Source organism: Nocardiopsis sp. Huas11 (assembly GCF_003634495.1).
Classification (GTDB): Bacteria; Actinomycetota; Actinomycetes; order Streptosporangiales; family Streptosporangiaceae; genus Nocardiopsis.
Genome location: NZ_RBKY01000001.1, coordinates 6,093,651 through 6,117,727, shown reverse-complemented (window position 1 = coordinate 6,117,727; position 24,077 = coordinate 6,093,651). Strand labels below are relative to the sequence as shown.

Here is a 24,077-nt window from a genome sequence, read left to right as displayed (position 1 = left end):
CCATCAGCCATGGCCGACTCGTTCACCCATCTGCACGTCCACACCGAGTACTCGATGCTGGACGGCGCCGCGAAACTCAAGCCCCTGTTCAAGGAGGCCGCGCGGTTGGAGATGCCGGCGGTCGCCATGACCGACCACGGCAACATGTTCGGGGCCTACGAGTTCTACCAGCAGTCCAAGGGCACGGGCGTCAAGCCCATCATCGGCATCGAGGCCTACGTCGCCCCGGAGTCGCGCTTCCACAAGAAGCGGGTGTTCTGGGGTCGGGCGAGTGGTTCCGACGACGCGTCGGGCGAAGGTGGCAAGGACATCTCCGGCGGCGGTCGTTTTCTGCACATGACGATGCTGGCGCAGAACGCGAAGGGGCTGCGCAACCTCTTCAAGATGTCCTCGCTGGCGTCCATGGAGGGCTACTACATGAAGCCCCGCATGGACCTGGACCTCATGGCGGAGAACAGCGAGGGCATCATCGTCTCGACGGGGTGCCCGTCCGGCGGTGTGCAGACACGCCTGAGGCTCGGGCAGGAGAAGGAGGCGATCGCCTACGCCGCCAAGCTCCAGGACATCTTCGGCAAGGAGAACGTCTTCCTGGAGCTGATGGACCACGGCGTGCCCATCGAGAAGCAGGTCCGTGACGGCCTGCTCAAGGTCGGCCGCGAGCTGGACATCCCGCCGCTGGTGACCAACGACTCCCACTACGTCTACGAGTCCCAGGCCTCCGCGCACGACGCCCTGCTGGCCGTGGGTGTGGGCAAGAACCTGGACGACCCCACCCGGTTCCGGTTCAACGGCTCGGGCTACTACCTCAAGACCCCCGACGAGATGCGGGGCCTGCTCAACTTCGACGAATGGGCCCAGGGCTGCAAGAACACCCTGCTCGTCGCCGAGCGGATCGAGCCCGACGCCTACGACTCGGTGTTCGCCCACCGGGACCTCATGCCCGCCTTCCCCATCCCCGAGGGCGAGACCGAGTCCTCCTGGCTGCGGAAGGAGGTCGAGCGCTGCCTGCCCAACCGCTACCCCGACGGGGTCAGCGAGGAGTACCGGCGGCGCGTCGACTACGAACTCGGCATCATCAACGAGATGGGCTTCCCGGCCTACTTCCTCGTCGTGGCCGACATCTGCCAGTACGCGCGCCGCGAGGGCATCGCCCTGGGGCCGGGCCGTGGTTCGGCCGCCGGCTCGATGATCGCCTACGTCCTGGGCATCACGGACCTGGACCCGATGGCCCACGGCCTGCTGTTCGAACGGTTCCTCAACCCCGAACGCGTGAGCATGCCCGATGTCGACCTCGACTTCGACGAGCGTCGGCGCACCGAGATGATCGACTACGTCACCCGCCTGTACGGCGAGGAGCGCGTCGCGCAGATCCTCACCTTCGGCACCATCAAGGCCAAGGCCGCGGTGAAGGACTCCACCCGCATCCTCGGCATGCCCTACTCCGTGGGCGACCAGATCACCAAGGCCTTCCCGGCCGCCGTGGGCGGGGCCGAGATCCCGTTGGACGCGGTGTTCAACACCGAGCACGAGCGGTACCCGGAGACCACGGAGCTGCGCAACCTGGTCGACAACGACCCCCAGGTCGCCAAGGTCATGGAGACCGCGCGCGGTATCGAGGGCCTGACCCGCGGAACGGGCGTCCACGCCGCGGGCGTGATCCTGTCCCGCGACCCGCTGCTCGACGTCATCCCGCTGCACAAGCGCGACAACGACGGCGCCATCATCACCGGCTTTCCCTACCCTCAGTGCGAGGACATGGGTCTGCTCAAGATGGACTTCCTGGGCCTGCGCAACCTGACGATCATCGACGACGCGGTCAAGAGCATCAAGGAGTCCGAGGGGATCGACCTGGACATGTCCAAGGTCCCCCTCGACGACAAGAAGGCCTACAAGCTCCTCGCCAGGGGGGACACGCTCGGTGTGTTCCAGCTGGACGGCGGCGCGATGCGCAACCTGCTCAAGCGGATGGAACCGAAGAACTTCGGTGACATCACGGCCGTGATCTCCCTGTACCGGCCCGGTCCGATGGCCGCCAACGCGCACAACGACTACGCGGACCGGTCGAACGGGCGCCAGGACGTCACCCCGATCCACCCTGAACTGAAGGACGCGCTGGACCCGATCCTCGGCGAGACGTACCACCTGATCGTCTACCAGGAGCAGATCATGGCCATCGCCCAGCAGATGGCCGGGTACAGCCTGGGCGGCGCCGACCTGATGCGCCGGGCGATGGGCAAGAAGAAGAAGGAGGCCCTGGAGAAGGAGTTCGAGAAGTTCTCCGCCGGGATGATCGAGAAGGGCTTCTCCCGGGAGTCCATGCAGGCGATCTGGGACGTCATGCTCCCCTTCGCCGGGTACGCGTTCAACAAGTCGCACGCGGCCGGATACGCCCTCGTCGCGTACTGGACCGCCTACCTGAAGGCCAACTACCCCGCCGCGTACATGGCCGCGCTGTTGACCTCGGTCAGCGACGACAAGGACAAGATGGCGGTCTACCTGGCCGAGTGCCGCGCGCAGGGCATCAAGGTGCTGCCGCCGGACGTCAACGAGTCGGGTCTGCGCTTCACGCCGGTCGGCCGGGACATCCGCTTCGGCATGGGCGCGGTGCGCAACGTCGGCGCGAACGTGGTCAACTCGATCATCAAGACCCGCACGGAGAAGGGCAAGTTCTCCTCCTTCACCGACTTCCTGTCCAAGATCGAGCTCGCCGCCTGCAACAAGAGGGTCATCGAGTCGCTGGTCAAGGCAGGCGGGTTCGACTCCCTGGGCCAGCCGCGGCGCGAGCTGTACCGCCACCACGAGACCGCGGTCGACGGCATGATCAGCTCCAAGAAGCAGGAGGCGCACGGCCAGTTCGACCTGTTCGGCGGCGGCGAGGGCGAGGAGGACTCCACTCCCATCGGCCTCAACATCAACTGGGGCGACGAGGAGTGGGACCGCAAGACCAAGCTCGCCTTCGAGCGGGAGATGCTGGGCCTGTACGTGTCCAGCCACCCGCTGGCCGGGGCCGAGCGGGTGCTGGCGCGCTCCCGCGACACATCGATCGCGCAGGTCGTGGCCGGGGAGATGGCACGCGAACGCGGTGAGGTGCGGATCGCGGGGCTGATCTCCAAGGTGGACAAGCGCACCAACAAGGCGGGCAACCAGTGGGCGATCGCCACGGTGGAGGACCTGGACGCCAGCATGGAGGTCCTGTTCTTCCCCAAGACGTATCCGCTCTACGTCGACGCCCTGCTGGAGGACACCGCGGTCACCGTCAAGGGCCGGCTCAACGACCGTGACGGCACGTACTCGATGTTCGCCTCGGAGATGTCCATCCTGGACATCTCCCACGTCACCGAGGGCGAGCCGCCGGTCCTGCTGACCGTGGACGAGAAACGGCTCACCCCGGAGCTGGTCGCCGACCTGCGGCAGGTGCTCGACACCCACAAGGGCGAGACCCCGGTGCGCATCCGGGTGGACAACCCGGTCCGCTCGCGGATCTACGCCGTGGACCGGTACACGGTGCGGATCTCCCCGGAGTTCAACGGTGAGGTCAAGAGCCTGCTGGGGGCGTACGCGGTCGACTACTGACCGCCGGACCCGCCCCGACGTCCCCGCGTGCCCTGAGGCGCGCGGGGACTTTTTCGTGCCCGCGCTTGCCGCGTCAGAGTTAAAGATATATCTTTGAGCTATCGCGACACGCTAAGACAGTCGCGCTGTATCGATCTAAGGAGAACACCATGAGTGCCATGGCACTTCCCGGCCCCTGGTCCTGGGACGCGCGCGGCGGACGTTTCGGCCGCGGCGGACGTTCGCGCGGCTTCTGGGGCTGGGCACCGGACGGCGACCCCCGCAGCCGTAGGCGCGGCCCTCGTGGGGGACCCCACGCGGGCGGACCCGACGAGCACCGGGCCCGGTTCGGGCCGCCGCCGACCCCGCCCCAGCCACCGATGCCTCCCGGCGTGCCCCCGTGGGGAGGCGGCCACTTCGGCCCGGGCCACCCCTTCGGCGGCTTCGGCCCCGGAGGCGGCTTCGGCCCCGGCCGGGGCGGGCGCGGCGGGCGCGGCGGACACCGCGCCAAGCGCGGCGACGTGCGCACCGGCATCCTGTTGCTGCTCGCCGAGGAGTCGCGCAGCGGCTACGAGATCATCCGCGAGGGCCGCGAGCGCAGCGGCGGGATGTGGCGGCCCAGCCCCGGCTCGGTCTACCCGATGCTCCAGCAGTTGGAGGACGAGGGCCTGGTGGTCCAGGAGGAGGGTGAGGGGCGCCGACGCCCCTACCGCCTCACAGAGGAGGGCGTGGACTACCTGGAGGAGAACGCCGCCGCACTCACCCCGCCCTGGGAGGCGGTGGCCGACGCCTACGCCGACAGCCGGTCACGCTACGAGGAGATCAGCACGCTCGCCTACCAGCTGAGCGCGGCGGCCGCGCAGGTCGTGCAGGCGGGCACCGACGAGCAGGTGGAGCGGGCCAAGCGGCTCCTGGGCGACTCCACCAGGAGCCTGTACCGGATCCTCGCCGAGGAGGCGCCCGAGCCCACCGCCGCGTCGGCGGACACCGAGGAGGACGAGGACTGACCCGTGCACCGGGTGCCCAGGCACCCGCTCACGCGACGGCGCCGGGGGACGTGGTCACCGGCGCCGATCGCGCGCGTGCGGGGCTACCGGTTCGTGGTGCCGTCGGCGAGTTCGCGGAGCAGGTCCAGGTGCCCGTTGTGGCGGGCGGTCTCCTCGACCATGTGCACCAGGACCCACCGCAGGGTCGTGGGGTCCTCGTCCTTGCGTGCGCGCAGCGCCGACGTGTCCAGGTCGAGTCGAGCGGTGATCTCCCGGGAGCGCTCGCACTGGGCCTCGTACTCGTCGAGCAGCTGGGGGAGTGGGACCTCAGTGCCCCGGCGCCACTCGGCGTCGGGGTCGTCGGGAGTGGCGTAGCCCTGGTCGGGCAGGTCCAGGAGCAGGATCTCGAACCAGGCGTGCTCCACCCAGCGCAGGTGGGAGACGATGCCGCCGATGCTCATCATCGGCGAGCTCGGCAGCGGGGCCGCCACGGCGTGTTCGGCGCTCAGCCCGGCGCACGTGCGGTGGACGGCGGCCCGGTGCGCGTCCAGCCAGGCGGTGAGCATGGTGGTCTCGTCGGCCGCCACGGGCGGTTCGACGTGGGCGGACGCGGACGCGGACGGGGCCGGGGAGGCGGGGGAGGGTTCGTTGGTCATGGTGGAGAACCTATTCGCCGGTGGTGCCGTCCGCGAGTTCGCGGAGCAGGTCCAGATGTCCGTTGTGGCGGGCGGTCTCCTCGAGCATGTGCACCAGGACCCACCGCAGGGTCGTGCGCCCCCGATGGTCGGTGACGGCCCGGGCGGAGCTGCCGAGTTCGAGCCGGGCGGTGATCTCCCGGGAGCGCTCGCACTGGGCGTCGTACTCGTCCAGGAGCTCGTTGAGCGGGCGGTGCAGCCCGACCCGGAACTCCCCGTCGGGATCCGCGGCGGAATAGGGCGCCACGTCCGGCTGGTTGAGGAGCACCACCTCGAACCAGTACGCCTCCACCCAGCGCAGGTGGGAGACGATGCCGCCGATGCTCATCATCGGTGACTCGGGCAGCGGCGTCGCCGAGGAGAGCTCGGGGGCCAGACCCGCACACTTGGTGCGCACGGTCGCCCGGTGCCAGTCCAACCACGACAGCAGCATCGTGCGTTCGTCCGCGGCCATCGGTGGGTCGACACGCTGTGTCGTGGACAGGGTGATGGGGTGGTTCATGTCGCTCATGCCGGTATTCTCCTTCCGGCCATGCCCCGTAGCCAGTGGTTTTCGGGGCGACGGGGACGGGGAGGACCGGATGACCGAGTACAGGCGGCTCGCGGGGGCACGACGCCGAGTGATCGTGGGGGCCTGCCTGTTCGGAGGAGTGGCGCTGATGGGCGCACTCCTGGGCCCGCTGTGGTGGGAGTTGGTCCCGGTGCGGGCCGAGGGCACCGCGCTCGGCGACGGCGAGGTCTTCACCGGTGCCAGCGAAGACGTGTTCGCCGGCGAGGGCTACTTCGTCGTCATGACCGCGATCGCCGGGCTCGTCACCGGCTACATCGCCTACATGGCGCAGTTCCCGCTCGCGCGGCGACAGGAGCAGGACCTGCGGATGGTGTGCCTCATCGCGGGGCTCGCGGGGTCGGTCGCGGCCACGCTGCTCACCTGGCGGATCGGTACGGCCCTGGACGCACCCCTGCACGCCGCCCTGGCGGCGGCCGAACCGGGGGAGACCGTCGAGATCGGCCTGCGCCTGCGTGCCACCGCCTTCCTGGTGGCCTGGCCCTTCGTGTTCGTCCTGCAGTACGCGCTGCTGGACCTGATCAGCGCGATCCGCCGCGACCAGCCCGGTGTCACGGAGCCCGCTCCCGCTCCCGTTCCTGCTCCCGCTCATGCGCCGGCCGCCGACTCCGACTCCGACTTCGGCGCCGACTCCGGCACGGACGCCCAGGGCGGCCCCGGACCCGGGCAGGTCGCGGGCACCGATGAGGAGACCCTCCACGGCGCCGACGCCGGCGGGGCCGCAGACACGCCGCGGACCCCGGCGCGGGGCGGACCCGAGTCGGGGCCGCCCGCCCACCGGAATTACTCCGAGGGCGAGCCGGGGTCCGACGAGCGCTGACCCGCCGCCTCAGATGGTCTGGACCGAGTCCTCGTACATGGCGTCGAGCAGGTCCCGGTACCGGTCCTCGACCGCCCGCCGCCGCATCTTCAGGCTCGGCGTGATCTCGCCCTCGTCCACCGACAGCTCGCGGGGCAGGATCGTGAACTTCTTGATGGTCTCGTGCCGCGGCAGGTCCCGGTTGAGCACGTCGATGGCCTCCTGCACCATCTGGCGCACCTTCGGCTCCTTGACCAGCCCGGAGTAGTTCAGGGCGCCCAGACCGTGGGCCTCCGCCCACACGTCGATCGCCTCGGGGTCCAGCGCCACCAGCGCAACGCAGTAGGCGCGCCGGTCGCCGTGCACGATGAAGTTGCTGATGTAGGGGCACACCGACTTGAACCGGCTCTCGATCACCTGCGGAGCCACGTACTTGCCGCCCGAGGTCTTGATCAGCTCCTTCTTGCGGTCGGTGATGCGCAGCCGCCCGTCCTCCAGGACACCGATGTCGCCGGTGGCGAACCAGCCGTCCTCGGTGAGCACCTCCTCGGTGGCGCCGGAGAGGTTGTGGTACCCGCGCATCACGCCGCCGCCGCGCAGGAGCACCTCGCCGTCCTCGGCGATCCGGACCTCCGTGCCCGGCATTGGGAGCCCGACGGTGCCGAAGCGCACGTCGCCCGGCCGGTTGACGAAGGAGCCCGCGCTGGTCTCGGTGAGCCCGTAGCCCTCCAGGATGGTCACGCCCGCGCCGTAGAAGAACCGGCCGATCTCCGGGGCCAGCGGCGCGCTGCCCGACACGAAGAACTTGAGCCGTCCGCCGAACCGGGCCCGCAGCTTGCCGAACACCAGTCGGTCCGCCACCGCGTGCTGCAGGGCGAGCACGCCCGTGGGCTCCTTGCCCTGCTCCCTGGCCCGGGCGACCCGGTCGGCCACGCCCGCGGCCCAGGTGAAGATGCGGAACTTGGCGGCTCCGCCCTCCTTGGCCTGCATGACCACGCGGTTGTACACCTTCTCGAAGATGCGCGGCGCCGCCGCCATGAACGTGGGCCGAACGATGGCCAGGTTGTCGACGATCTTGTCGACGCGCCCGTCCACCGCCGTCCTGAACCCCATCCGCAACTGGCTGACCTGCATGTACTTGCCGAAGACATGGGACAGCGGCAGCCACAGGTACTGCACGTCGTCGCCGGTCATCAGGTCGTGGCCCTGCGCCCGCACCTCCTCCCCGAGGTCGTGGACCGCCTGCGCCTCGTACAGCCAGTTGGCGTGGTCCAGCCGGACGCCCTTGGGCCGCCCGGTGGTGCCGGAGGTGTAGATCAGCGTGGCCAGGTGGTCGGGCCGGACCGCGTCCACGAGCTCGTCGAACAGGTCGGGCTTCTCCGCGGCCAGTTCGGCGCCCCTGGCCTCCAGTTCGGCCAGCGTCATGACCCAGTCGCCGTCGCCCTCGCCGTCGAAGACCACGACCTTGGACAGCCCGGGCATCCGGGAGCGCTGGTCGACGAGCTTGGCCACCTGCTCGGCGTCCTCGGCGAAGGCGACCATGCTGCCGGAGTCGGAGACGATGTAGGCGCAGTCGGGCGGCGTCGAGGAGGGGTAGATGGTGGTGACGGCACCGCCGGCGCACAGCACGCCGAGGTCGGCCAGGATCCACTCGATCCTGGTGCTCGCGTCGATGGCGCACCTGGCCTGGGAGGTCACACCGAGCGCGTGCAGGCCGAGCGCGATGTGGCGTACCCGGTCCAGCGTCTGCGACCAGGTGAGGGTCCTCCACTCCTCCGGAGTACCGGTCGTGTTGGGGACGGGGTGGCTGAACGCCTCGTGGTCACCCGATTCCCGCACGCGGGAGAGGAACATGTCGGGGACGGATCGAGCGGGGGATTCACTGTTGCCCATCTCACAAAGCTACCCCTGGGTAGGGGTAGCGGCAACAGTCGGTGCACACGTCCCGGCCCCGGACGCGTCCGGGGCCGACCGGGTCAGGGCGCGCCGATCGGCGCGGTGACCGCCTCGGTCAGCGAGATGAGGTCCCGCGGCGCCAGCTCCATCTGCAACCCGCGCCGCCCCGCGGACACGTACACCGACGGCAGGCCCGTGACCGAGGAGTCCACCACCGTCCGCAGCCGCTTGCGCTGCCCCAGCGGGCTGATGCCGCCGCGCACATACCCCGTGATCTTCTCCGCGCGGGCCGGATCGGCCATCGTGGCCTTCTTCCCCCCGACCGCGGCCGCCAGCGCCTTGAGGTTGAGCGTCGTGCTCACCGGGACGACCCCCACGGTGAAGACCCCGTCCACTTCCGCGATCAGTGTCTTGAAGACCTGGGCGTGCGGGACGCCGAGCGCGTCGGCGGCGTCGGCCCCGTAGGAGTGCCCGTCTCCATCGGCCGAGTACGGGTGCAGGGTGAAGGTCGTCTTGGTCCGCCCGGCGGCCACGGTCGCGGGCGTGGCTTGTGCACTCATGGATCCCCTGGTGTGTCGGCGCGCCGGAGCGCGGGTCTGTGTCCCGGCACGAGAACGCGTCACAGCCGATCCGGACGCACTCCCAGCCCGCCCAGCAATCTAGGGCATGTTCCGCGAATACCTGCCCTGCTACACGGCGTTCCAGCGGCACTCTCGCCGCGTTCTCATCAGTCGACGGCCGAACCAGGACGGCTCCTTCTTCGGCCTTGCGAGAGCACCGCCGGCTCGCGGCTCGCCACGGGCGGCGTCCACGGAACACGCCCTAGTTGAACGAGACCCCGTTGTTGAGGAAGGGGCCCGCGGGGAGGTTGGGCAGAGTGGGAGTCGCCACGATCCGGTTCTCCCTGCGCAGGAAGCGCGCGGCCACCGCCAGCCGTGTCGCGGCGTCCTCCGCCTCCAGCAGCCGCTGCTTCTCCGCCTGGTCCAGCACCGTGGAGGCGGCCACCGAGTAGGACAGGGCGATGGGGTCCTTGGGCAGCTCGGGCGAGGTCTCGGGCGCCATACCGATCGCGGCCAGCCGCTCGCAGTAGACCTCGTACAGGTCCCGGACCCGCTCGGCGTGTTCCTCCACGTCCGGCCCCATGGGCTCGGGCAGGAACGCCACCGAGGCCTGGGCGTACTCGTCGGGGGAGGAGGGGTCGACCTCGGACAGGTCGGTGACCGAGAACCGGGCGCCGCCCTCCACCACCAGGTCGTAGCGCCCGTCGCCGTAGGGGCGCACGTCGCGGACCACGGCCGTGCAGCCGACCGCGCTGATCCGGGGCAGCGACGTGTGCGGGCCGCCGGTCGTGGGCACGCCGGTCTCCGCACCGCCCGCGGCCTGTCCGGACTCACCGGCCACCTCGTGGCCCAGTTCGATCCACACCACCCCGAAGCGCCGCGGTCCGGGCGCGTCGTCCCGGCCGCCGGGGGAGTCGGAACCGGTGTCGAGCAGTTCCGACACCAGGCGGCGGTAGCGCCTCTCGAAGATGTGCAAGGGGACGCTCATACCGGGGAACAACACGGTGTTCAGCGGGAAGATCGGCAGTGCCACGGGCATGATCCCAGTATGCCGGTCGCGACGTCCCGTGGGGGTCGCCGTCGTGGGGCGAGCGCGCCGGTGGCCCGGGACGGAGCGCGCCGTGGAGCGACGCTCCGCCCCGGGACCGCGTCGGCGCCCCGGGGCGGGACGGCCGGTCCTCCCCTCAAAGACCGGTCGTGCCGGCGCCCCGGGGCGCGGGGACGGGCCGCCCGTGGGCGGCCGTGGATCGGGCCGCGGTCAGGAGACCGAGGGGCCTGCGGTGCCGGGAGCGCCCTGGCTGCCGGCGTCCTCGCTGGGCATGTCGCGGGCGACGAAGGTCTCCACGTCGAACAGGTTGCCGTTGGAGCGGTCCACCACGTTGAGCAGCGTGGACATCTTGGCGACCTCCTCGGTCTGCTCCTGGATGAACCACTGGAGGAACTGCTCGCCGGTGTAGTCGTCCTCGTCGCGCGCCACCTTGGCCATACGCAGGAACTGGTCGGTCACCTCCCGCTCCTGGCGCAGGGCCAGCGCCACGAGGTCGCGGGGAGAGGTGAAATGCGTCTCGATCTCGTCCACGCCGGGCATGGCGAAGTCGATGTCGCTGTCGAGGAGGAAACGCACGATCATCATCGCGTGGTCGCGCTCCTCGAGCGCCTGCTCGTAGAAGACCCGGGCCAGCTGCGGCAGGTCCTGGTTGTCGAACCAGGTCGCGATCGCCACGTACTGGTGCGAAGCGGTGAACTCGTGCCGCACCTGGTCAACCAGGAGGCGATGGAACTTGGAAAGGCCGATTTCTGAACCCTTAACTGAAGTCATGGCCCCATGATAACGCAAAGAAAAGCATTATGCGAAACGGGTCGGTGTGTCCGGCAATTAGTTAGGCAAGCCTTTCGAAATATGACTGAGGTAAGGTATTCCAAAGTAAGGCGACACTTATTGGCCCGTATGCGGGGGACTGTCGGCCGATGTCGTCCCGGCGGTGTTCGCCCCGGTCGTCCCGGTCGCGCGCGGATGTGGTGTCCATCATCCGGACACCGCCACCCATCAGACGGGCGGAGCACCCTAGACTGGGGCCGTGATCAGTCGAATCGACCTCCGAGGCACCCAAGGCGACCCCCGTGAAGCCCTTCCGCGGGCGGAACTCGACGTGGCGGCCGCCGCCGAACGCGTACGACCCCTGTGCGAGGACGTACGCCATCGCGGCACCGAGGCACTGATCGACCTCACAGAACGCTTCGACGGGGTCCGGCTCACCGACATCCGCGTCCCCAAGGACGCGATCGACACCGCCCTGGCCGAACTGGACCCGGCCGTGCGCGCCGCGCTGGAGGAGTCGATCCGCCGCGCCCGCATGGTCCACCGCGACCAGCGCCGCAGCGACCACACCACCCAGGTCGTGCCCGGCGGCTCCGTCAAGGAGAAGTGGATTCCCGTCGACCGCGTCGGCCTCTACGTACCGGGCGGGCGCGCGGTCTACCCGTCCAGCGTCATCATGAACGTCGTCCCCGCCCAGGAGGCGGGCGTGCGCTCCCTGGCCGTGAGCTCGCCGCCCCAGAGCGACTTCGGCGGGCTGCCGCACCCGACCATCCTGGCCGCCTGCGCCCTGCTGGGCGTGGACGAGGTCTACGCCGTGGGCGGCGCCCAGGCCGTGGCTATGTTCGCCTACGGCGCGGGCGAGTGCCGCCGCGTCGACATGGTCACCGGGCCGGGCAACATCTGGGTGGCCGCCGCCAAACGCCTGCTCAAGGGGGTCATCGGCATCGACGCCGAGGCCGGCCCCACCGAGATCGCGATCCTGGCCGACGCCACCGCGGACCCCGACTACGTCGCCGCCGACCTCATCAGCCAGGCCGAGCACGACGTCGTCGCCGCCTCCGTCCTGGTGACCCCGGACGAGGCCCTGGCCGAGGCGGTCACCGCACGCCTGGCCGTCCGCGTCGCCGCCACCAAGCACGGCGACCGCGTCCGTGAGGCCCTCGCGGGGCCGCAGTCCGGCATCGTCCTGGTCGAGGACCTCGACCACGGGCTCGCCGTCGTGGACGCCTACGCGGCCGAACACCTGGAGATCATGACCGGGGACGCCGCCGCCGTCGCCGACCGCGTGCGCAACGCGGGCGCGATCTTCGTCGGCGACCACTCACCGGTCTCCCTGGGGGACTACGCCGCCGGATCCAACCACGTCCTGCCCACCGGAGGCTGCGCCTGCCACTCCGGCGGCCTGAGCGTGCAGACCTTCCTGCGGGGGGTGCACATCGTCGACTACACCCGTGACGCGCTGGCCGACGTCGCCCATCACGTCATCGCCCTGGCCGAGGCCGAGGACCTGCCCGCCCACGGCGAGGCCGTGGCCGCGCGGACGGACCCGAAGCGGGACTGAGTCCCACGGTCCCCGTCGCCCGGAGCCGGCGCCGTGACCACCGCGCGCACCGGCTGCCGTGCGGCGCCCGTGCGCGGGCCGGGGGGCAGCGGCCGCCCGGCGCCGTTCGCGGCGCGCGGGCCCGCTCGCCCCGGTCCGAGGGCGTGGGCACGGCCCCGGCGCCGCACCGCCGGCCCCGCGGGCGGCCTGACCGCCCCGGGCCCGCCCGCCAGGGCGGACCCACGGCCACCGGGTCGCTCCATCGGACGGCCCGGCCACAGAATCTACCGGCCCACAACCGAGCACGAGCGTGACACACGTGAGCTTCAGCCTGAACGACCTGCCCCTGCGCGATGACCTCAAGGGCCAGTCGCCCTACGGCGCGCCGCAGATGGACGTGCCGGTGGTCCTCAACACCAACGAGAACCCGCACCCGCCCTCCGCGCGCCTGGCCAAGGCCCTGGCCGAAGCGGTCGCCGAGGCCGCCCTGGACCTGAACCGCTACCCCGACCGCGACGCCGTCAGGCTGCGCGAGGGCCTGGCCGCCTACCTCGGCCACGGGCTGACCGCCGCCCAGGTCTGGGCCGCCAACGGCTCCAACGAGGTCCTGCAGCAGATCCTCCAGGCCTTCGGCGGGCCCGGCCGCACCGCGATGGGCTTCGAGCCCTCCTACTCGATGCACCCGATCATCTCGCGCGGCACCGGTACCGCGTGGGTGTCCGTCCCGCGCGACGCCGAGTTCCGTGTCGACGTCGAGGCCGCCCTGGCCGCCATCGACGAGCACCGGCCCAGCGTCGTCTTCCTCACCTCGCCCAACAACCCCACCGGCACCGCCGTGGACATCGCCGACATCCGGCGCCTGGCCGAGGCGGTTCCCGGGGTCCTGGTGGTGGACGAGGCCTACGCCGAGTTCCGGCGCCAGGACACGCCCAGCGCCGTGACCCTCCTGGACGAGTACCCGCGGCTCATCGTCTCGCGCACCATGTCCAAGGCCTTCGCCCTGGCCGGCGCGCGCGTGGGCTACCTCGCCGCCCACCCGGCCGTGGTCGACGCCCTCCAGCTGGTGCGCCTGCCCTACCACCTGTCGGCGGTCACCCAGGTGGTCGCGCGCACCGCGCTCGACCACGCCGACGAACTCCTCGGCGCCGTCGCCGACCTGCGTGCCGAACGCGACGCCCTGGTCGCCTGGCTGCGCGAGCACGGCTTCACCGTCGCCGACTCCGACGCCAACTTCGTCCAGTTCGGCGAGTTCGAGGACCGCACGAGCGTGTGGCGGGCGATGCTCGACCACCAGGTGCTGATCCGCGAGGTCGGCCCGCCCGGCTGGCTGCGCGTCACCGTCGGCACCCCACAGGAGATGGCCGCCTTCCGCGCCGCCCTCCTCGCGGCCACCGGCCGCTGAGCCCACCCGTCGTCCACCACCACCTCGCAGGAGGGACCACCATGAGCCGCATCGGACGCGTCGAACGCGCCACCAAGGAGACCAAGGTCACGGTCGAGATCGACCTCGACGGCACCGGAGTCGCCGACGTCTCCACCGGCGTCGGCTTCTTCGACCACATGCTCGACCAGCTCGCCAAGCACGGCCTGTTCGACATCACCGTGCGCACCGAGGGCGACCTGCACATCGACTCGCACCACACGATGGAGGACACCGCCCTGGCCCTGGGCGCCGCCTTCCGCGAGGCGCTCGGCGACAAGCGCGGGATCCGCCGCTTCGCCGACGCCAAGGTGCCCCTGGACGAGGCCCTGGCCGAGGTGACGGTCGACGTCTCGGGCCGCCCCTACCTCGTGCACAGCGAGCCGGAGGGCATGGCCCCGATCATCGGCCGCGACTACGACACCACCATGACCCGCCACATCCTGGAGTCGTTCGTCGCCCAGGCGCGCGTGGCCCTGCACGTCCACGTGCCCTACGGCCGCAACGCCCACCACATCGTCGAGTGCCAGTTCAAGGCCCTGGCCCGCGCCCTGCGCACGGCCACCGAGAACGACCCGCGCGTGAGCGGCATCCCGTCCACCAAGGGCGCCCTGTAGATGGTCGGCGACCTGTGGGGCCTGTTCTTCATCGTGCTGGCCGGGTTCCTGGCCGGAGGCACCTACACCCTGTGGAAGTCCAACCGGATCGTGGCCGTCGCCCTGGGCGGATGCACGGCGCTGGCCGTGGCCGCCGGGGTGCTCCGGCTCGGCTACCTCTAGAGAAGGAAGCACACCCATGCCCGCACACGTGGTCGTGTTCGACTACGGCTCCGGCAACCTGCGCTCGGCCCAGCGCGCCATGGAGCGCACCGGAGCCGAGGTGACCGTCTCCTCCGACCCGCGCGTGGCGATGGAGTCCGACGGACTCGTCGTCCCCGGCGTGGGCGCCTTCAGCGCCTGCATGTCCAGCCTGCGCGCCGCCGGCGGCGACCGCGTCATCGGCAGGCGCGTGGCCGGGGGACGCCCCGTCCTGGCCATCTGCGTGGGCCTGCAGGTCCTCTTCGACCGCGGCGTCGAGCAGGCCGGCGTGGGCGCCGAGGAGGAGGCGACCGAGGGCTGCGGCGAGTGGCCCGGCACCGTCGAGCGCCTGCGCGCGCCCATCCTGCCCCACATGGGCTGGAACACCGTCCGCGCGCCCGAGGACTCGGTGCTCTTCGACGGCGTCGACCCCGACGCCCGGTTCTACTTCGTGCACTCCTACGCCGTGCGCACCTGGGAGCTCACCTCCCACAACCCGCGCGTCCACGCGCCCAGGGTCACCTGGTCCGAGCACGGCGAACCGTTCGTGGCCGCCGTCGAGAACGGGCCGCTGAGCGCGACCCAGTTCCACCCGGAGAAGTCCGGCGACGCCGGCGCCCGCCTGCTGGCCAACTGGGCCGCCACCCTCTAGCACGCCCGATCCCACCGAGTACGAGAAGGCAAGATGACCGGCGAGACCACCCCGACCACCCCCGCCCTCGAACTGCTGCCCGCCGTGGACGTGGCGGGCGGCCAGGCCGTCCAGCTCGTCCAGGGCAAGGCCGGTTCCGGCGGCCAGTACGGCGACCCCTTCGAAGCGGCCACGGCCTGGCAGAACGCCGGGGCCGAGTGGATCCACCTCGTGGACCTGGACGCCGCCTTCGGTCGCGGACACAACCGCGATCTGCTGCGCGACATCGTCGGCCGCCTGGACATCAAGGTCGAGATGTCCGGCGGCATCCGCGACGACGAGTCGCTGGCCGCCGCCCTGTCCACCGGCTGCCGGCGCGTCAACATCGGCACCGCCGCGCTGGAGAACCCCGAGTGGTGCGCCAAGATCATCGCCGAGCACGGCGACAAGATCGCCATCGGCCTGGACGTGCGCGGCACCACCCTGGCCGCCCGCGGCTGGACGCGCGACGGCGGCGACCTGTTCGCCACCCTGGAGCGCCTGGAGTCCGAGGGCTGCGCCCGCTACGTCGTCACCGACGTCAACAAGGACGGCACCCTCAAGGGCCCCAACCTGGACCTGCTGCGCACCGTGTGCGAGCGCACCGACCGGCCGGTCGTGGCCAGCGGCGGCGTGTCCAGCCTCGACGACCTCCGGGCGATCGCCACGCTCGTGCCCGAGGGCGTGGAGGGCGCGATCATGGGCACCGCGCTCTACGAGGGCGCGTTCACCCTGGAGGACGCCCTGGCGACCGTGAAGGACGTGCACCGGTGACCCTGGCCATCCGAGTCATCCCCTGTCTGGACGTGGACGCGGGCCGCGTGGTCAAGGGCGTCAACTTCGAGAACCTGCGCGACGCGGGCGACCCCGTCGAACTCGCCGGGACCTACGACCGCGGCGGCGCGGACGAGCTCACGTTCCTGGACGTCACCGCCTCCAGCGGCAACCGGGAGACCACCTACGACGTGGTGCGCCGCACCGCGGACCAGGTGTTCATCCCCCTGACCGTGGGCGGCGGCGTGCGCAGTGCCGACGACGTCGACCAGCTGCTGCGCGCGGGCGCCGACAAGGTCGGGGTGAACACCGCCGCGATCGCCCGCCCCGAGCTCATCTCGGAGATCGCCGAGCGCTTCGGCCGCCAGGTCCTGGTGCTCTCCGCCGACGTGCGCCGTGTCCGCGAGGGCGGTGAGCCCACCCCCAGCGGGTTCGAGGTCACCACCCACGGCGGCCGGCGCGGCACCGGCATCGACGCCCTGGAGTGGTGCGAGCGCGCCGCGGACCTGGGCGCGGGGGAGATCCTGCTCAACTCGATGGACGCCGACGGCACCAAGGAGGGCTTCGACCTGGAGCTCATCCGGGCCGTGCGCGCCCGCGTCGGCGTGCCGCTGATCGCCTCCGGCGGGGCCGGGGCCGTGGAGCACTTCGTCCCCGCGGTCGAGGCGGGGGCCGACGCGGTCCTGGCCGCGACCGTCTTCCACTTCGGGGAGTTCACCATCGACGACGTCAAGGGCAGCCTGCGCGAGGCCGGATACCCGGTGCGCTGAGGGACACCACGCACGAACCGGCCTCTCGGTTCACACCGGAAAGACAAAATGTCGGTCGAGGGCAGTAAGGTGTGTCCTTTTGGTGGTATTAGGGGCGACTTTGTGAACGATCTGTCCTAGGTGCCCATCCCACAGGGTGAAAGAGGACACACCACGGGGGAAGGAACACCTCTCATGTCCACGCTCACCCGAACCGGACTCCTCGGCCGCCTGACGGCCCTGATCACCGCCGGACTGCTCGCGATGACCGTGTGCGTGGCGTTCACGTCGCCGGCCTCCGCCGACGACCTGAACGCCACCTCCGACGACACGCTCGCCGAGATCGAGGGCGCGCCCTGGCCCGAGTACGGCCTCGGCGACGCCGACGTCGACATCGCCGCGGCCAAGCTCCTGCTCATCCACCACGGCTACGACCCGCACATGGACGCCGACCGGCCCATCGACTTCGACGCCAAGATGGAGGCGTCGGTCAACGCCTACCAGGTCGCGGGCGACCTCGCCGAGACCGGGCGACTCGACGCCGAGACCTGGCTGCTGCTGCGCGAGCAGACCTTCGGCGAGTTCGGCCCCGGCACCAGCGGACCCGTGGTCGAGGCGGTCCAGCGCCTGCTCAACGCCAAGTTCGCCCACCACCTGGCCACCGACGGGGTGTACGGCCCCGCGACCGAGGCCGCCGTCCGCGACGCCCAGGAGCACTTCGGGATCGGCGTCGACGGCATCACGGGCAGCTACACCTTCCGGGCGCTGATCACCTACCAGGACTACGACCGGTAGCCACCCGCGCGCCCGGAGCGGGCCCCCGGCGATCGCCGCCGGGGGCCCGCTCGCTGCCGTCCCACGCCGCCCCCGCCCGGCCCTCCCGAGGACGCCGCGTCTGGCTCCCGCCCGTCCCGGGTACCGGGGTGGGTGTGACCGCAGCCGAGTCCAGGAGGGTGGCACCGCCGGAGATGATCCCTACGCAGGAGTACGAACTGCGCCGCGCCCGCGTCCGGGAGTCGATGGAGGGCATGGGGCTGTCCGCCGCGATCATCACCGCCCCGGAGGACGTGTACTACCTCAGCGGCCTCAACAACCAGGGACACTTCGTCTTCACCGCGCTCGTGCTGGACACGCGGTCGCCGGCGGCCACCCTGGTGGCACGGGAGATGGAGGCCCCGACGGCGGCGGTCCAGGCCCCGGGCTGCGCGTTCGCGGCCTACGCCGACGGCGAGGATCCCGGCCGCGTGCTGTGCGACCTCGTCCGCCCCCTCATCGACGGCGAGCGCCGCGTCGGCCACCAGCCCGAGTCCCTGTCCCTCCCCGTCGCCGTATGGCGGGACACCGACCGGCGCCTCGGCTCCCCGCGATGGGTCGACTGCGCCCAGGCGCTCACCGAGGTGCAGGCGGTCCGCACCGACCGCGAGATCGCCTGTCTGCGCGAGGCCGGGCGGCTCGCCGACATCGGGCTGCGGGCCGGTCTGGCCGCCGCCGCGGGCCGCCGCCGCGGCGGGGAGATCGTCGGCGAGATCCTGGCGGCCATGCTGTCGGCCGGAAGCGGCTACCCCGGGTTCGTGCCCCTCGTGCGCGCCGTCCGCCAGATCGGACAGGAGCACGTCGCCTGGACCGGTGACCCGCTCACGGCCCAGGACCCGCTCTTCTTCGAACTCTCCGCCTCGATCGCGCGCTACCACGCCCCGCTCGGCCGGACCGCGCGCCCGCACGGCGTGGAGGGGGCCGGCGCCGCGGCCGACATCGCCCACGCCGGGCTCGACGCGATCACGGCCGGGCTGCGCCCCGGCCGCACGGCACAGGACGTCTACGGGGACTGGAAGGCCACCATCGAAGCCGGGCTGGGACGCGGCTACCAGCGGCACCACTGCGGGTACTCCGTGGGCCTCGGCTTTCCCCCGAGCTGGATGGCCGGCCGGGTCGACGGCCTGCGGCCTGGCAACGACACGCCCCTGCGCGCGGGCATGACCTTCCACGTCCAGTCCTGGGTCGACGACCCCCGGGCCGGCACGTACGCGATCTCCGACACCGCGCTCGTCACCGACGGCGGGGGCGAACTCCTCACCGGATCGCCCCGCGCACCCGAGCGCCCCGGGTGACGCGTCGGCGCTCCACGCCCCGGCTCCGACCTGGACGGAATAGCCCCGGGACGGCCGACGCTGAAACAAACCGGTGGAACCTGTCGTGATCGCTGGATAGGTTGTCTCGGCACGTGCACGGCCTCCTTCGGCATGCCCGGAGAACGCCGCGCGCGGGCCGCTGCCCGGTCGGCCGGACACGGCCGACCGCACGACGAGAACGGGGGGCGCATGGCGCAGGGGACGACGACGCGGGGCCGAAGCGAGGGAGAGGACGGCGCGCCACCCGACAAGGGCACCGACGACACCTCCCCGGACCAGGCACCCGCACCCGGACCGGAGCGCCACACCCGGGTCTTCACCCGCGGCCTGAGAGTCCTGTGGGTCGCCGCCCGGACCGAGCCGCTGGTCTTCCTCACCGCCGTGGCCGGCGCCATGCTGCACGCCTTCGTCACGGTCGGGTCCGCCTCCGTCATGGGCCACCTCACCGACGCCACCATCCTGCCCGCCTTCGAGGACGGGCGGACCACCGCCGCCGCGATGCTCGCCGCGGCGGCACTGCTCATGGGGGTGGGCCTGGGCAAGGCCGTCGGACTCGCCCTGCGCCGCCTCTTCGCCGGACTCCACCAGTTCCGCATGCAGGCCCGCTACCGCCGCGCCGTCGCCCGCAAGTACCTCGAACTCCCGCTGTCCTGGCACCACCGCCACCCCACCGGACAGCTGCTGTCCAACGCCAACGCCGACGTCGAGGCCTCCTGGTCGCCCCTGGCGCCCCTGCCCATGGCGGTCGGCAGCGTCTTCATGCTCCTCACCGCGGGCATCGCCATGATCGTCACCGATCCCGTCCTGGCCAGCGTCGGCTTCGTCGTCTTCCCCGTCCTGGCCGTCGCCAACGTCGTCTACCAGCGCCGCGTCTCGCCCATGGCCTCCCGCGCCCAGGCCCTGCGCGCCGAGGTCAGCGGCGTGGCCCACGAGTCCTTCGACGGCGCCCTCGTCGTCAAGAGCCTGGGCCGCGAGGACACCGAGACCGAACGCTTCACCCACGCCGCCCACCGCCTGCGCGACGCCCTCATCCAGGTCGGGCGGATGCGCTCACTGTTCGACCCCTTCATGGAGGCCCTGCCCAACTTCGGCGTCCTGGCCGTCCTGCTCCTGGGCATGTGGCGGCTGTCCACCGGCGCCATCGACCCCGGCGACCTCGTCCAGATCGCCTACCTCTTCACCCTCATGGCGCTGTTCATCCGCGCCTTCGGCTGGATCCTGGGCGAACTGCCCCGCAGCGTCGTCGGCTGGGACCGCGTCCAGTCCGTCCTGCGCGCCGAGGGCACCATGGAGCACGGCGACCGCACCCTGGACGACACCACCGCCGGCATCGCCCTGAGCGCCCGCGACGTCACCTTCTCCTACGCCGACGCCTACACCGAGGACGGCGCCGCCCGCGACCTCATGGACGACTCCGTCACCGGCGTGCGCACCACCGTCCTCAACGGCGTCGACCTCGACATCGCCCCCGGACGCACCGTCGCCCTGGTCGGACCCACCGGATCGGGCAAGTCGACCCTGACCACCGTCCTGATGCGCCTGGTCGACCCCGACGGCGGCTCCGTCGCCCTCGACGGCGTCGACGTACGCGACCTGGCCCGCGACCAGATCCCCACGCACGCCGCGCTCGTGCCCCAGGGGACCTTCGTCTTCGAGGACTCGGTCCGCGACAACATCACCCTGGGCCGGCCCGTCGACGACGAACAGGTGTGGGCGGCCCTGCGCCTGGCCCGCGCCGACGGCTTCGTCCGCGAACTCGACGGCGGCCTCGACGCCCGCCTGGGGGAGAAGGGCACCACCCTCTCCGGCGGCCAGCGCCAGCGCCTGGCCCTGGCCCGCGCCATCGTGCGCCGCCCGCGCCTGCTCATCATGGACGACGCCACCTCCGCCGTGGACCCGCAGATCGAGGCCCAGATCCTGGCCGGACTGCGCGAACGCGACGACTCCGCCACCGTGGTCGTGGTCGCCTACCGCCGCGCCACCATCGAGCTCGCCGACGAGGTCGTCTACCTGGAGGGCGGCCGCGTCCTGGCACGAGGCACCCACGACGAACTCCTGCACACCTCGCCCGGCTACACCAAGCTCGTCACCGCCTACGAGCGCGCCTCCGCCGAAGCCGCGCAGGACCCCGTCCCCGAGGAGCCGGGCCCCCTGGACCCCCGGCCCGTCGACACCTCCCTCACCGACCCGACCGCACGCGCCGGAGCGAACGGCAGCGCGACCACGGAGGAGACCCGCCGATGAGCGCACCAGCCCGCTCCGACGAGCGCACCGACACCGACACCGACGCCGGCCGAGGCGACTCCGTCCTGTCCCTGCACCGCTCCACCGACACCGCCACGGGCACCCTGCGCCGCGGCCTGCAACTCTCACCGGAGTTCGCCAAGGGCCTGTGGCTGACCCTGGCCCTGGCCGTGGTCGCCACCGCGGGCAAGATCATCGTGCCCGTGGCCGTCCAACAGATCATCGACAACGGCCTGACCGGCCCCGACGGGCCCGACCTGGCCTTCGTCACCCGCATGGTCGCCACCTGCGCCGGGCTGCTCGTGGTCACCATGGCCTGCTCCTACCTGATGAACCTGCGCCTGTACCGGGCGACGGAGTCCGGACTGGCCACCCTGCGGCGCAAGGCCTTCCGGCACGTGCACGACCTGTCCGTCCTCACCCAGAACAGCGAGCGCAAGGGCGCCCTGGTCTCCCGCGTCACCAGCGACGTCGACCAGATCAGCACGTTCATGCAGTGGGGCGGCCTGCTCCTGATCGTCAGCTCGGGACAGCTGCTGGTGGCCACCATCCTCATGGCCGTCTACTCCTGGCAGCTGACCATCGTCGTCTGGGTCTGCTTCCTGCCGCTGCTCTTCGGCGTGCGCTGGCTGCAGAAGCTGCTCTCCAAGGCCTACCTCAAGGTCCGCGAGCGCACCGGCGACATGCTCGGCGCGATCGGCGAGACCGTCATGGGCGCCGCCGTCATCCGCGCGCACGGCACCGAGGAGCGCACCGCCGCACGCATCGACACCTCCGTGCTGGCCACCCGCACCGCCCAGGTCAAGGCCCAGCGCCTGTCCATGGCCGTCTCGCCCTTCGCCGAGATCGTGGCCGCCGTCGGCAACGTCGCCGTGGTCCTGGTGGGCGTGTGGATCGGCCTGGACGGCGGGCTCACCGCCGGCCAGCTCATCGCCTTCCTGTTCCTGATGACGCTGTTCGTCCAGCCGATGATGATGGCCACCGAGATCTTCAACGAGGCCCAGAACGCCATCGCCGGATGGCGTCGCGTCCTCGGCGTCCTGGACACGGTCCCCGACATCGCCGACCCGGGCGAGGCCGGCCACGTGCTCCCGCGCGGCCCCGTCGAGGTGCGCTTCGACCACGTGACCTACTCCTACCCGGAGGGCCCCGTCGTGCTGGACGACGTGGACGTCACCATCACTCCCGGCACCCGCCTCGCGGTCGTGGGGGAGACCGGCTCGGGCAAGACCACCTTCGTCAAGCTCCTGACCCGGCTCATGGACCCCGCCCAGGGCACCGTCCGCCTCGACGGCGTCGACCTGCGGGAGGTCGCCTTCACCTCACTGCGCGGCCGCGTGGTCATGGTGCCGCAGGAGGGCTTCCTCTTCGACAGCTCGCTGGGCGACAACATCCGCTTCGCCCGACCCGAGAGCACCGACGCCGAACTGGAGGCCGCCGTCACCGAACTCGGCCTGGCCGACTGGCTCGGCAGCCTCGCCCACGGACTGAACACACCCGTGGGCCAGCGCGGGGAGTCGCTCTCGGCCGGTGAACGCCAGCTCGTCGCCCTGGTGCGCGCCTACGTCGCCGACCCCGACCTGCTGGTCCTGGACGAGGCCACCTCCGCGGTCGACCCGCACACCGAGGTGCGCATCCAGCGCGCCCTGGACCGGCTCACCCGGGGCCGCACGTCCGTGGCCATCGCCCACCGGCTCTCCACGGCCGAGGCGGCCGACCGGGTGCTCGTCTTCGACGACGGGCGCATCGTGCAGAGCGGCGCGCACAGCGAACTCGTGGACCGGCCGGGGGTCTACGCCGACCTGTACGCCTCCTGGGTGCGCTCCTCCGCCTGAGGGCCGCCGCCCCGGTCAGCGCGGCGAGGCGTGCCACCAGTGGGCGGCCACCAGCTCGGCCACGAGCGGCTCGACCAGCAGGCTCACGTCCTCGTCGCCGTCGCCCGGATAGCGCACGGTCAGCTCCGCCCCCGGCACGCGCTCGTGCCCGGGGGTGGGGCCCACCGCCACGAACGACCCCCGCAGCTGCCCCAGGTGCTCGGCGAAGCGCTCGTCGTAGTCGGACCCCGCGAACAGCAGGGCGCGGTAGTCCGTCACGGCCGCCAGGTACCGGTCGGTGTGCGACCACTCACCGGTCTCGCACACGTGCGCCACCCGCACCGGCCCCCGCCGCACGGTCTGCATCCCCTGCCAGGCCGATGCCATCCGCTCGGACGGCGCCACCATGTGCACGCCGTCCGGGGAGTCCAGGACCCTGGCCGCCTCGGGCACCCACTCGGGCGCGCTCTTGAGCAGCGACCCCGCCGCGTTGGCGGCGCGCAGCAGCAGCCCCGGCAGGTTCTGCGCGCTCCCCGCCGCCGGCGCCCCCAAACGGTGCCCCAGCAGCAACAACAGGGCCATCGCGTGCTGGTAGGCGCGACAGCCGAGCCCACTGGCCTCCTCACCGGCGTGCAGCGGCACCAGCAGGTCCGCGTAGCGGGCCACCACGGCGTCCGGGTCGGGCGTCAGCACGATCACCGGGGAGCGGGCCACGTACCGGTCCAGCACCGTGCACAGTTCGCGCTGGCCACCGCCCAGGGACACCCCCACCACCAGCGTCTCCGGGCCGGCCGGGGGCTCCTCCGCGGACGAGGAGAAGTCGGCGCCGGCGCCCACCCCCGCGCGGCGCAGCCGGGCGGCGGCCGTCTCGCACAGCTGGCGGGCCGGCCCCAGCCCCAGCAGGCGCACGGACGCCGGCTCGTCGTCCAGCAGGGCGGGCAGCGCCGCGAAGGGATCCCAGCGCGGGAAGCGCCTGGACAGCGCGGTCAGGGCCGCGGGCATGCCGGAGAGGTCGGCGGACAGGGACTCGGCGGTCAAGGAACTCCCCACTCCAGAGTGCGGTGC

General features: G+C 71.7%; 21 protein-coding genes. 14 read left to right on the top strand and 7 right to left on the bottom strand.

From position 1 onward, the window contains the following. Positions 1 to 9 precede the first annotated feature (9 nt). Entirely contained in the window at positions 10 to 3,573 is a 3,564-nt protein-coding gene (gene dnaE / locus DFP74_RS27555; RefSeq protein WP_121186133.1) for a DNA polymerase III subunit alpha, read from the top strand. Positions 3,574 to 3,722: 149 nt separating this feature from the next. After that, positions 3,723 to 4,559 (top strand): PadR family transcriptional regulator, encoded by an 837-nt coding sequence (locus DFP74_RS27550; RefSeq protein WP_121186131.1) that lies wholly within the window; start codon positions 3,723 to 3,725, stop codon positions 4,557 to 4,559. Between the two features lie 83 nt (positions 4,560 to 4,642). On the opposite strand, the gene DFP74_RS27545 is transcribed toward DFP74_RS27550, so the two are convergent. Together DFP74_RS27545 and DFP74_RS27540 are read right to left on the bottom strand one after the other, a co-directional pair. Next, positions 4,643 to 5,194: a DinB family protein gene (locus DFP74_RS27545; protein ID WP_121186129.1), complete on the bottom strand. Its 552-nt coding sequence runs from the start codon at positions 5,192 to 5,194 to the stop codon at positions 4,643 to 4,645. 10 nt (positions 5,195 to 5,204) lie between these two features. Continuing rightward, the gene (locus DFP74_RS27540; protein WP_121186127.1) at positions 5,205 to 5,744 is read right to left on the bottom strand and encodes a DinB family protein; all 540 of its coding nucleotides are present in this window, start codon (positions 5,742 to 5,744) and stop codon (positions 5,205 to 5,207) included. Positions 5,745 to 5,814: 70 nt separating this feature from the next. Between DFP74_RS27540 and DFP74_RS27535 the strand changes: the two genes are divergently transcribed. Continuing rightward, entirely contained in the window at positions 5,815 to 6,621 is an 807-nt protein-coding gene (locus DFP74_RS27535) for a hypothetical protein (protein WP_233571188.1), read from the top strand. A gap of 9 nt (positions 6,622 to 6,630) precedes the next feature. On the opposite strand, the gene DFP74_RS27530 is transcribed toward DFP74_RS27535, so the two are convergent. The 4 genes from DFP74_RS27530 to DFP74_RS27515 form a co-directional block, all read right to left on the bottom strand. Then, entirely contained in the window at positions 6,631 to 8,493 is a 1,863-nt protein-coding gene (locus DFP74_RS27530) for a long-chain fatty acid--CoA ligase (protein WP_121186125.1), read from the bottom strand. Between the two features lie 83 nt (positions 8,494 to 8,576). Further along, complete coding sequence (gene ybaK, locus DFP74_RS27525) at positions 8,577 to 9,029, bottom strand: Cys-tRNA(Pro) deacylase (RefSeq protein WP_121186123.1); 453 nt, start codon at positions 9,027 to 9,029, stop codon at positions 8,577 to 8,579. 289 nt (positions 9,030 to 9,318) lie between these two features. Next, positions 9,319 to 10,095, bottom strand: coding sequence for an LON peptidase substrate-binding domain-containing protein (locus DFP74_RS27520; protein ID WP_121186121.1), 777 nt, complete (start codon positions 10,093 to 10,095; stop codon positions 9,319 to 9,321). 219 nt (positions 10,096 to 10,314) lie between these two features. After that, positions 10,315 to 10,875 carry a ferritin gene (locus DFP74_RS27515; RefSeq protein WP_121186119.1) on the bottom strand — a complete coding sequence of 187 codons (561 nt, stop codon included), beginning with the start codon at positions 10,873 to 10,875 and terminating at the stop codon, positions 10,315 to 10,317. A gap of 259 nt (positions 10,876 to 11,134) precedes the next feature. Here DFP74_RS27515 and hisD point away from each other — a divergent pair, with 259 nt between their 5' ends. From hisD to DFP74_RS27465, 11 genes are all read left to right on the top strand, one after another. Beyond that, a complete protein-coding gene (gene hisD / locus DFP74_RS27510; protein ID WP_121186117.1) occupies positions 11,135 to 12,436 on the top strand; it encodes a histidinol dehydrogenase in 1,302 nt (433 codons plus the stop codon). Positions 12,437 to 12,734: 298 nt separating this feature from the next. Beyond that, the gene (locus DFP74_RS27505; protein ID WP_121186115.1) at positions 12,735 to 13,817 is read left to right on the top strand and encodes a histidinol-phosphate transaminase; all 1,083 of its coding nucleotides are present in this window, start codon (positions 12,735 to 12,737) and stop codon (positions 13,815 to 13,817) included. A gap of 41 nt (positions 13,818 to 13,858) precedes the next feature. Then, on the top strand, positions 13,859 to 14,452 hold the full coding sequence (gene hisB / locus DFP74_RS27500) for an imidazoleglycerol-phosphate dehydratase HisB (protein WP_121186113.1): 594 nt from the start codon (positions 13,859 to 13,861) through the stop codon (positions 14,450 to 14,452). Further along, positions 14,453 to 14,614: a hypothetical protein gene (locus DFP74_RS34030; RefSeq protein WP_199725799.1), complete on the top strand. Its 162-nt coding sequence runs from the start codon at positions 14,453 to 14,455 to the stop codon at positions 14,612 to 14,614. Between the two features lie 16 nt (positions 14,615 to 14,630). Beyond that, positions 14,631 to 15,284 (top strand): imidazole glycerol phosphate synthase subunit HisH, encoded by a 654-nt coding sequence (hisH, locus tag DFP74_RS27495; RefSeq protein WP_121186111.1) that lies wholly within the window; start codon positions 14,631 to 14,633, stop codon positions 15,282 to 15,284. Between the two features lie 33 nt (positions 15,285 to 15,317). Beyond that, positions 15,318 to 16,076, top strand: coding sequence for a bifunctional 1-(5-phosphoribosyl)-5-((5-phosphoribosylamino)methylideneamino)imidazole-4-carboxamide isomerase/phosphoribosylanthranilate isomerase PriA (gene priA / locus DFP74_RS27490; RefSeq protein ID WP_121186109.1), 759 nt, complete (start codon positions 15,318 to 15,320; stop codon positions 16,074 to 16,076). After that, positions 16,073 to 16,846, top strand: coding sequence for an imidazole glycerol phosphate synthase subunit HisF (gene hisF, locus DFP74_RS27485; RefSeq protein WP_121186107.1), 774 nt, complete (start codon positions 16,073 to 16,075; stop codon positions 16,844 to 16,846). The genes priA and hisF overlap by 4 nt, the downstream gene beginning before the upstream one ends. Before the next feature lie 174 nt (positions 16,847 to 17,020). Beyond that, positions 17,021 to 17,620, top strand: a complete 600-nt coding sequence (locus DFP74_RS27480; RefSeq protein WP_121186105.1) for a peptidoglycan-binding protein — start codon at positions 17,021 to 17,023, stop codon at positions 17,618 to 17,620. A gap of 173 nt (positions 17,621 to 17,793) precedes the next feature. Then, on the top strand, positions 17,794 to 18,933 hold the full coding sequence (locus DFP74_RS27475) for a Xaa-Pro peptidase family protein (RefSeq protein WP_121186103.1): 1,140 nt from the start codon (positions 17,794 to 17,796) through the stop codon (positions 18,931 to 18,933). Positions 18,934 to 19,143: 210 nt separating this feature from the next. Next, a complete protein-coding gene (locus DFP74_RS27470; RefSeq protein ID WP_121186101.1) occupies positions 19,144 to 21,198 on the top strand; it encodes an ABC transporter ATP-binding protein in 2,055 nt (684 codons plus the stop codon). Further along, positions 21,195 to 23,033, top strand: a complete 1,839-nt coding sequence (locus tag DFP74_RS27465) for an ABC transporter ATP-binding protein (RefSeq protein ID WP_121186099.1) — start codon at positions 21,195 to 21,197, stop codon at positions 23,031 to 23,033. Before DFP74_RS27470 ends, DFP74_RS27465 begins: the two co-directional genes overlap by 4 nt. 15 nt (positions 23,034 to 23,048) lie before the next feature. On the opposite strand, the gene DFP74_RS27460 is transcribed toward DFP74_RS27465, so the two are convergent. Beyond that, complete coding sequence (locus tag DFP74_RS27460) at positions 23,049 to 24,050, bottom strand: sugar isomerase (RefSeq protein ID WP_121186097.1); 1,002 nt, start codon at positions 24,048 to 24,050, stop codon at positions 23,049 to 23,051. Positions 24,051 to 24,077 lie beyond the last annotated feature (27 nt).

What these genes read in the sequence shown, in the direction of transcription:
- DFP74_RS27480 (WP_121186105.1), top strand. Translation starts at nt 17,021, where the DNA reads ATGTCCACGCTCACCCGAACCGGACTCCTCGGCCGCCTGACGGCCCTG.
- DFP74_RS27475 (WP_121186103.1), top strand. Translation starts at nt 17,794, where the DNA reads ATGATCCCTACGCAGGAGTACGAACTGCGCCGCGCCCGCGTCCGGGAG.
- hisH (WP_121186111.1), top strand. Translation starts at nt 14,631, where the DNA reads ATGCCCGCACACGTGGTCGTGTTCGACTACGGCTCCGGCAACCTGCGC.
- priA (WP_121186109.1), top strand. Translation starts at nt 15,318, where the DNA reads ATGACCGGCGAGACCACCCCGACCACCCCCGCCCTCGAACTGCTGCCC.
- DFP74_RS27545 (WP_121186129.1), bottom strand. Translation starts at nt 5,194, where the DNA reads ATGACCAACGAACCCTCCCCCGCCTCCCCGGCCCCGTCCGCGTCCGCG.
- DFP74_RS27465 (WP_121186099.1), top strand. Translation starts at nt 21,195, where the DNA reads ATGAGCGCACCAGCCCGCTCCGACGAGCGCACCGACACCGACACCGAC.
- dnaE (WP_121186133.1), top strand. Translation starts at nt 10, where the DNA reads ATGGCCGACTCGTTCACCCATCTGCACGTCCACACCGAGTACTCGATG.
- DFP74_RS27550 (WP_121186131.1), top strand. Translation starts at nt 3,723, where the DNA reads ATGAGTGCCATGGCACTTCCCGGCCCCTGGTCCTGGGACGCGCGCGGC.
- DFP74_RS27530 (WP_121186125.1), bottom strand. Translation starts at nt 8,493, where the DNA reads ATGGGCAACAGTGAATCCCCCGCTCGATCCGTCCCCGACATGTTCCTC.
- DFP74_RS27515 (WP_121186119.1), bottom strand. Translation starts at nt 10,875, where the DNA reads ATGACTTCAGTTAAGGGTTCAGAAATCGGCCTTTCCAAGTTCCATCGC.
- DFP74_RS27520 (WP_121186121.1), bottom strand. Translation starts at nt 10,095, where the DNA reads ATGCCCGTGGCACTGCCGATCTTCCCGCTGAACACCGTGTTGTTCCCC.
- hisB (WP_121186113.1), top strand. Translation starts at nt 13,859, where the DNA reads ATGAGCCGCATCGGACGCGTCGAACGCGCCACCAAGGAGACCAAGGTC.
- DFP74_RS27535 (WP_233571188.1), top strand. Translation starts at nt 5,815, where the DNA reads ATGACCGAGTACAGGCGGCTCGCGGGGGCACGACGCCGAGTGATCGTG.
- DFP74_RS27540 (WP_121186127.1), bottom strand. Translation starts at nt 5,744, where the DNA reads ATGAGCGACATGAACCACCCCATCACCCTGTCCACGACACAGCGTGTC.
- DFP74_RS27470 (WP_121186101.1), top strand. Translation starts at nt 19,144, where the DNA reads ATGGCGCAGGGGACGACGACGCGGGGCCGAAGCGAGGGAGAGGACGGC.
- DFP74_RS34030 (WP_199725799.1), top strand. Translation starts at nt 14,453, where the DNA reads ATGGTCGGCGACCTGTGGGGCCTGTTCTTCATCGTGCTGGCCGGGTTC.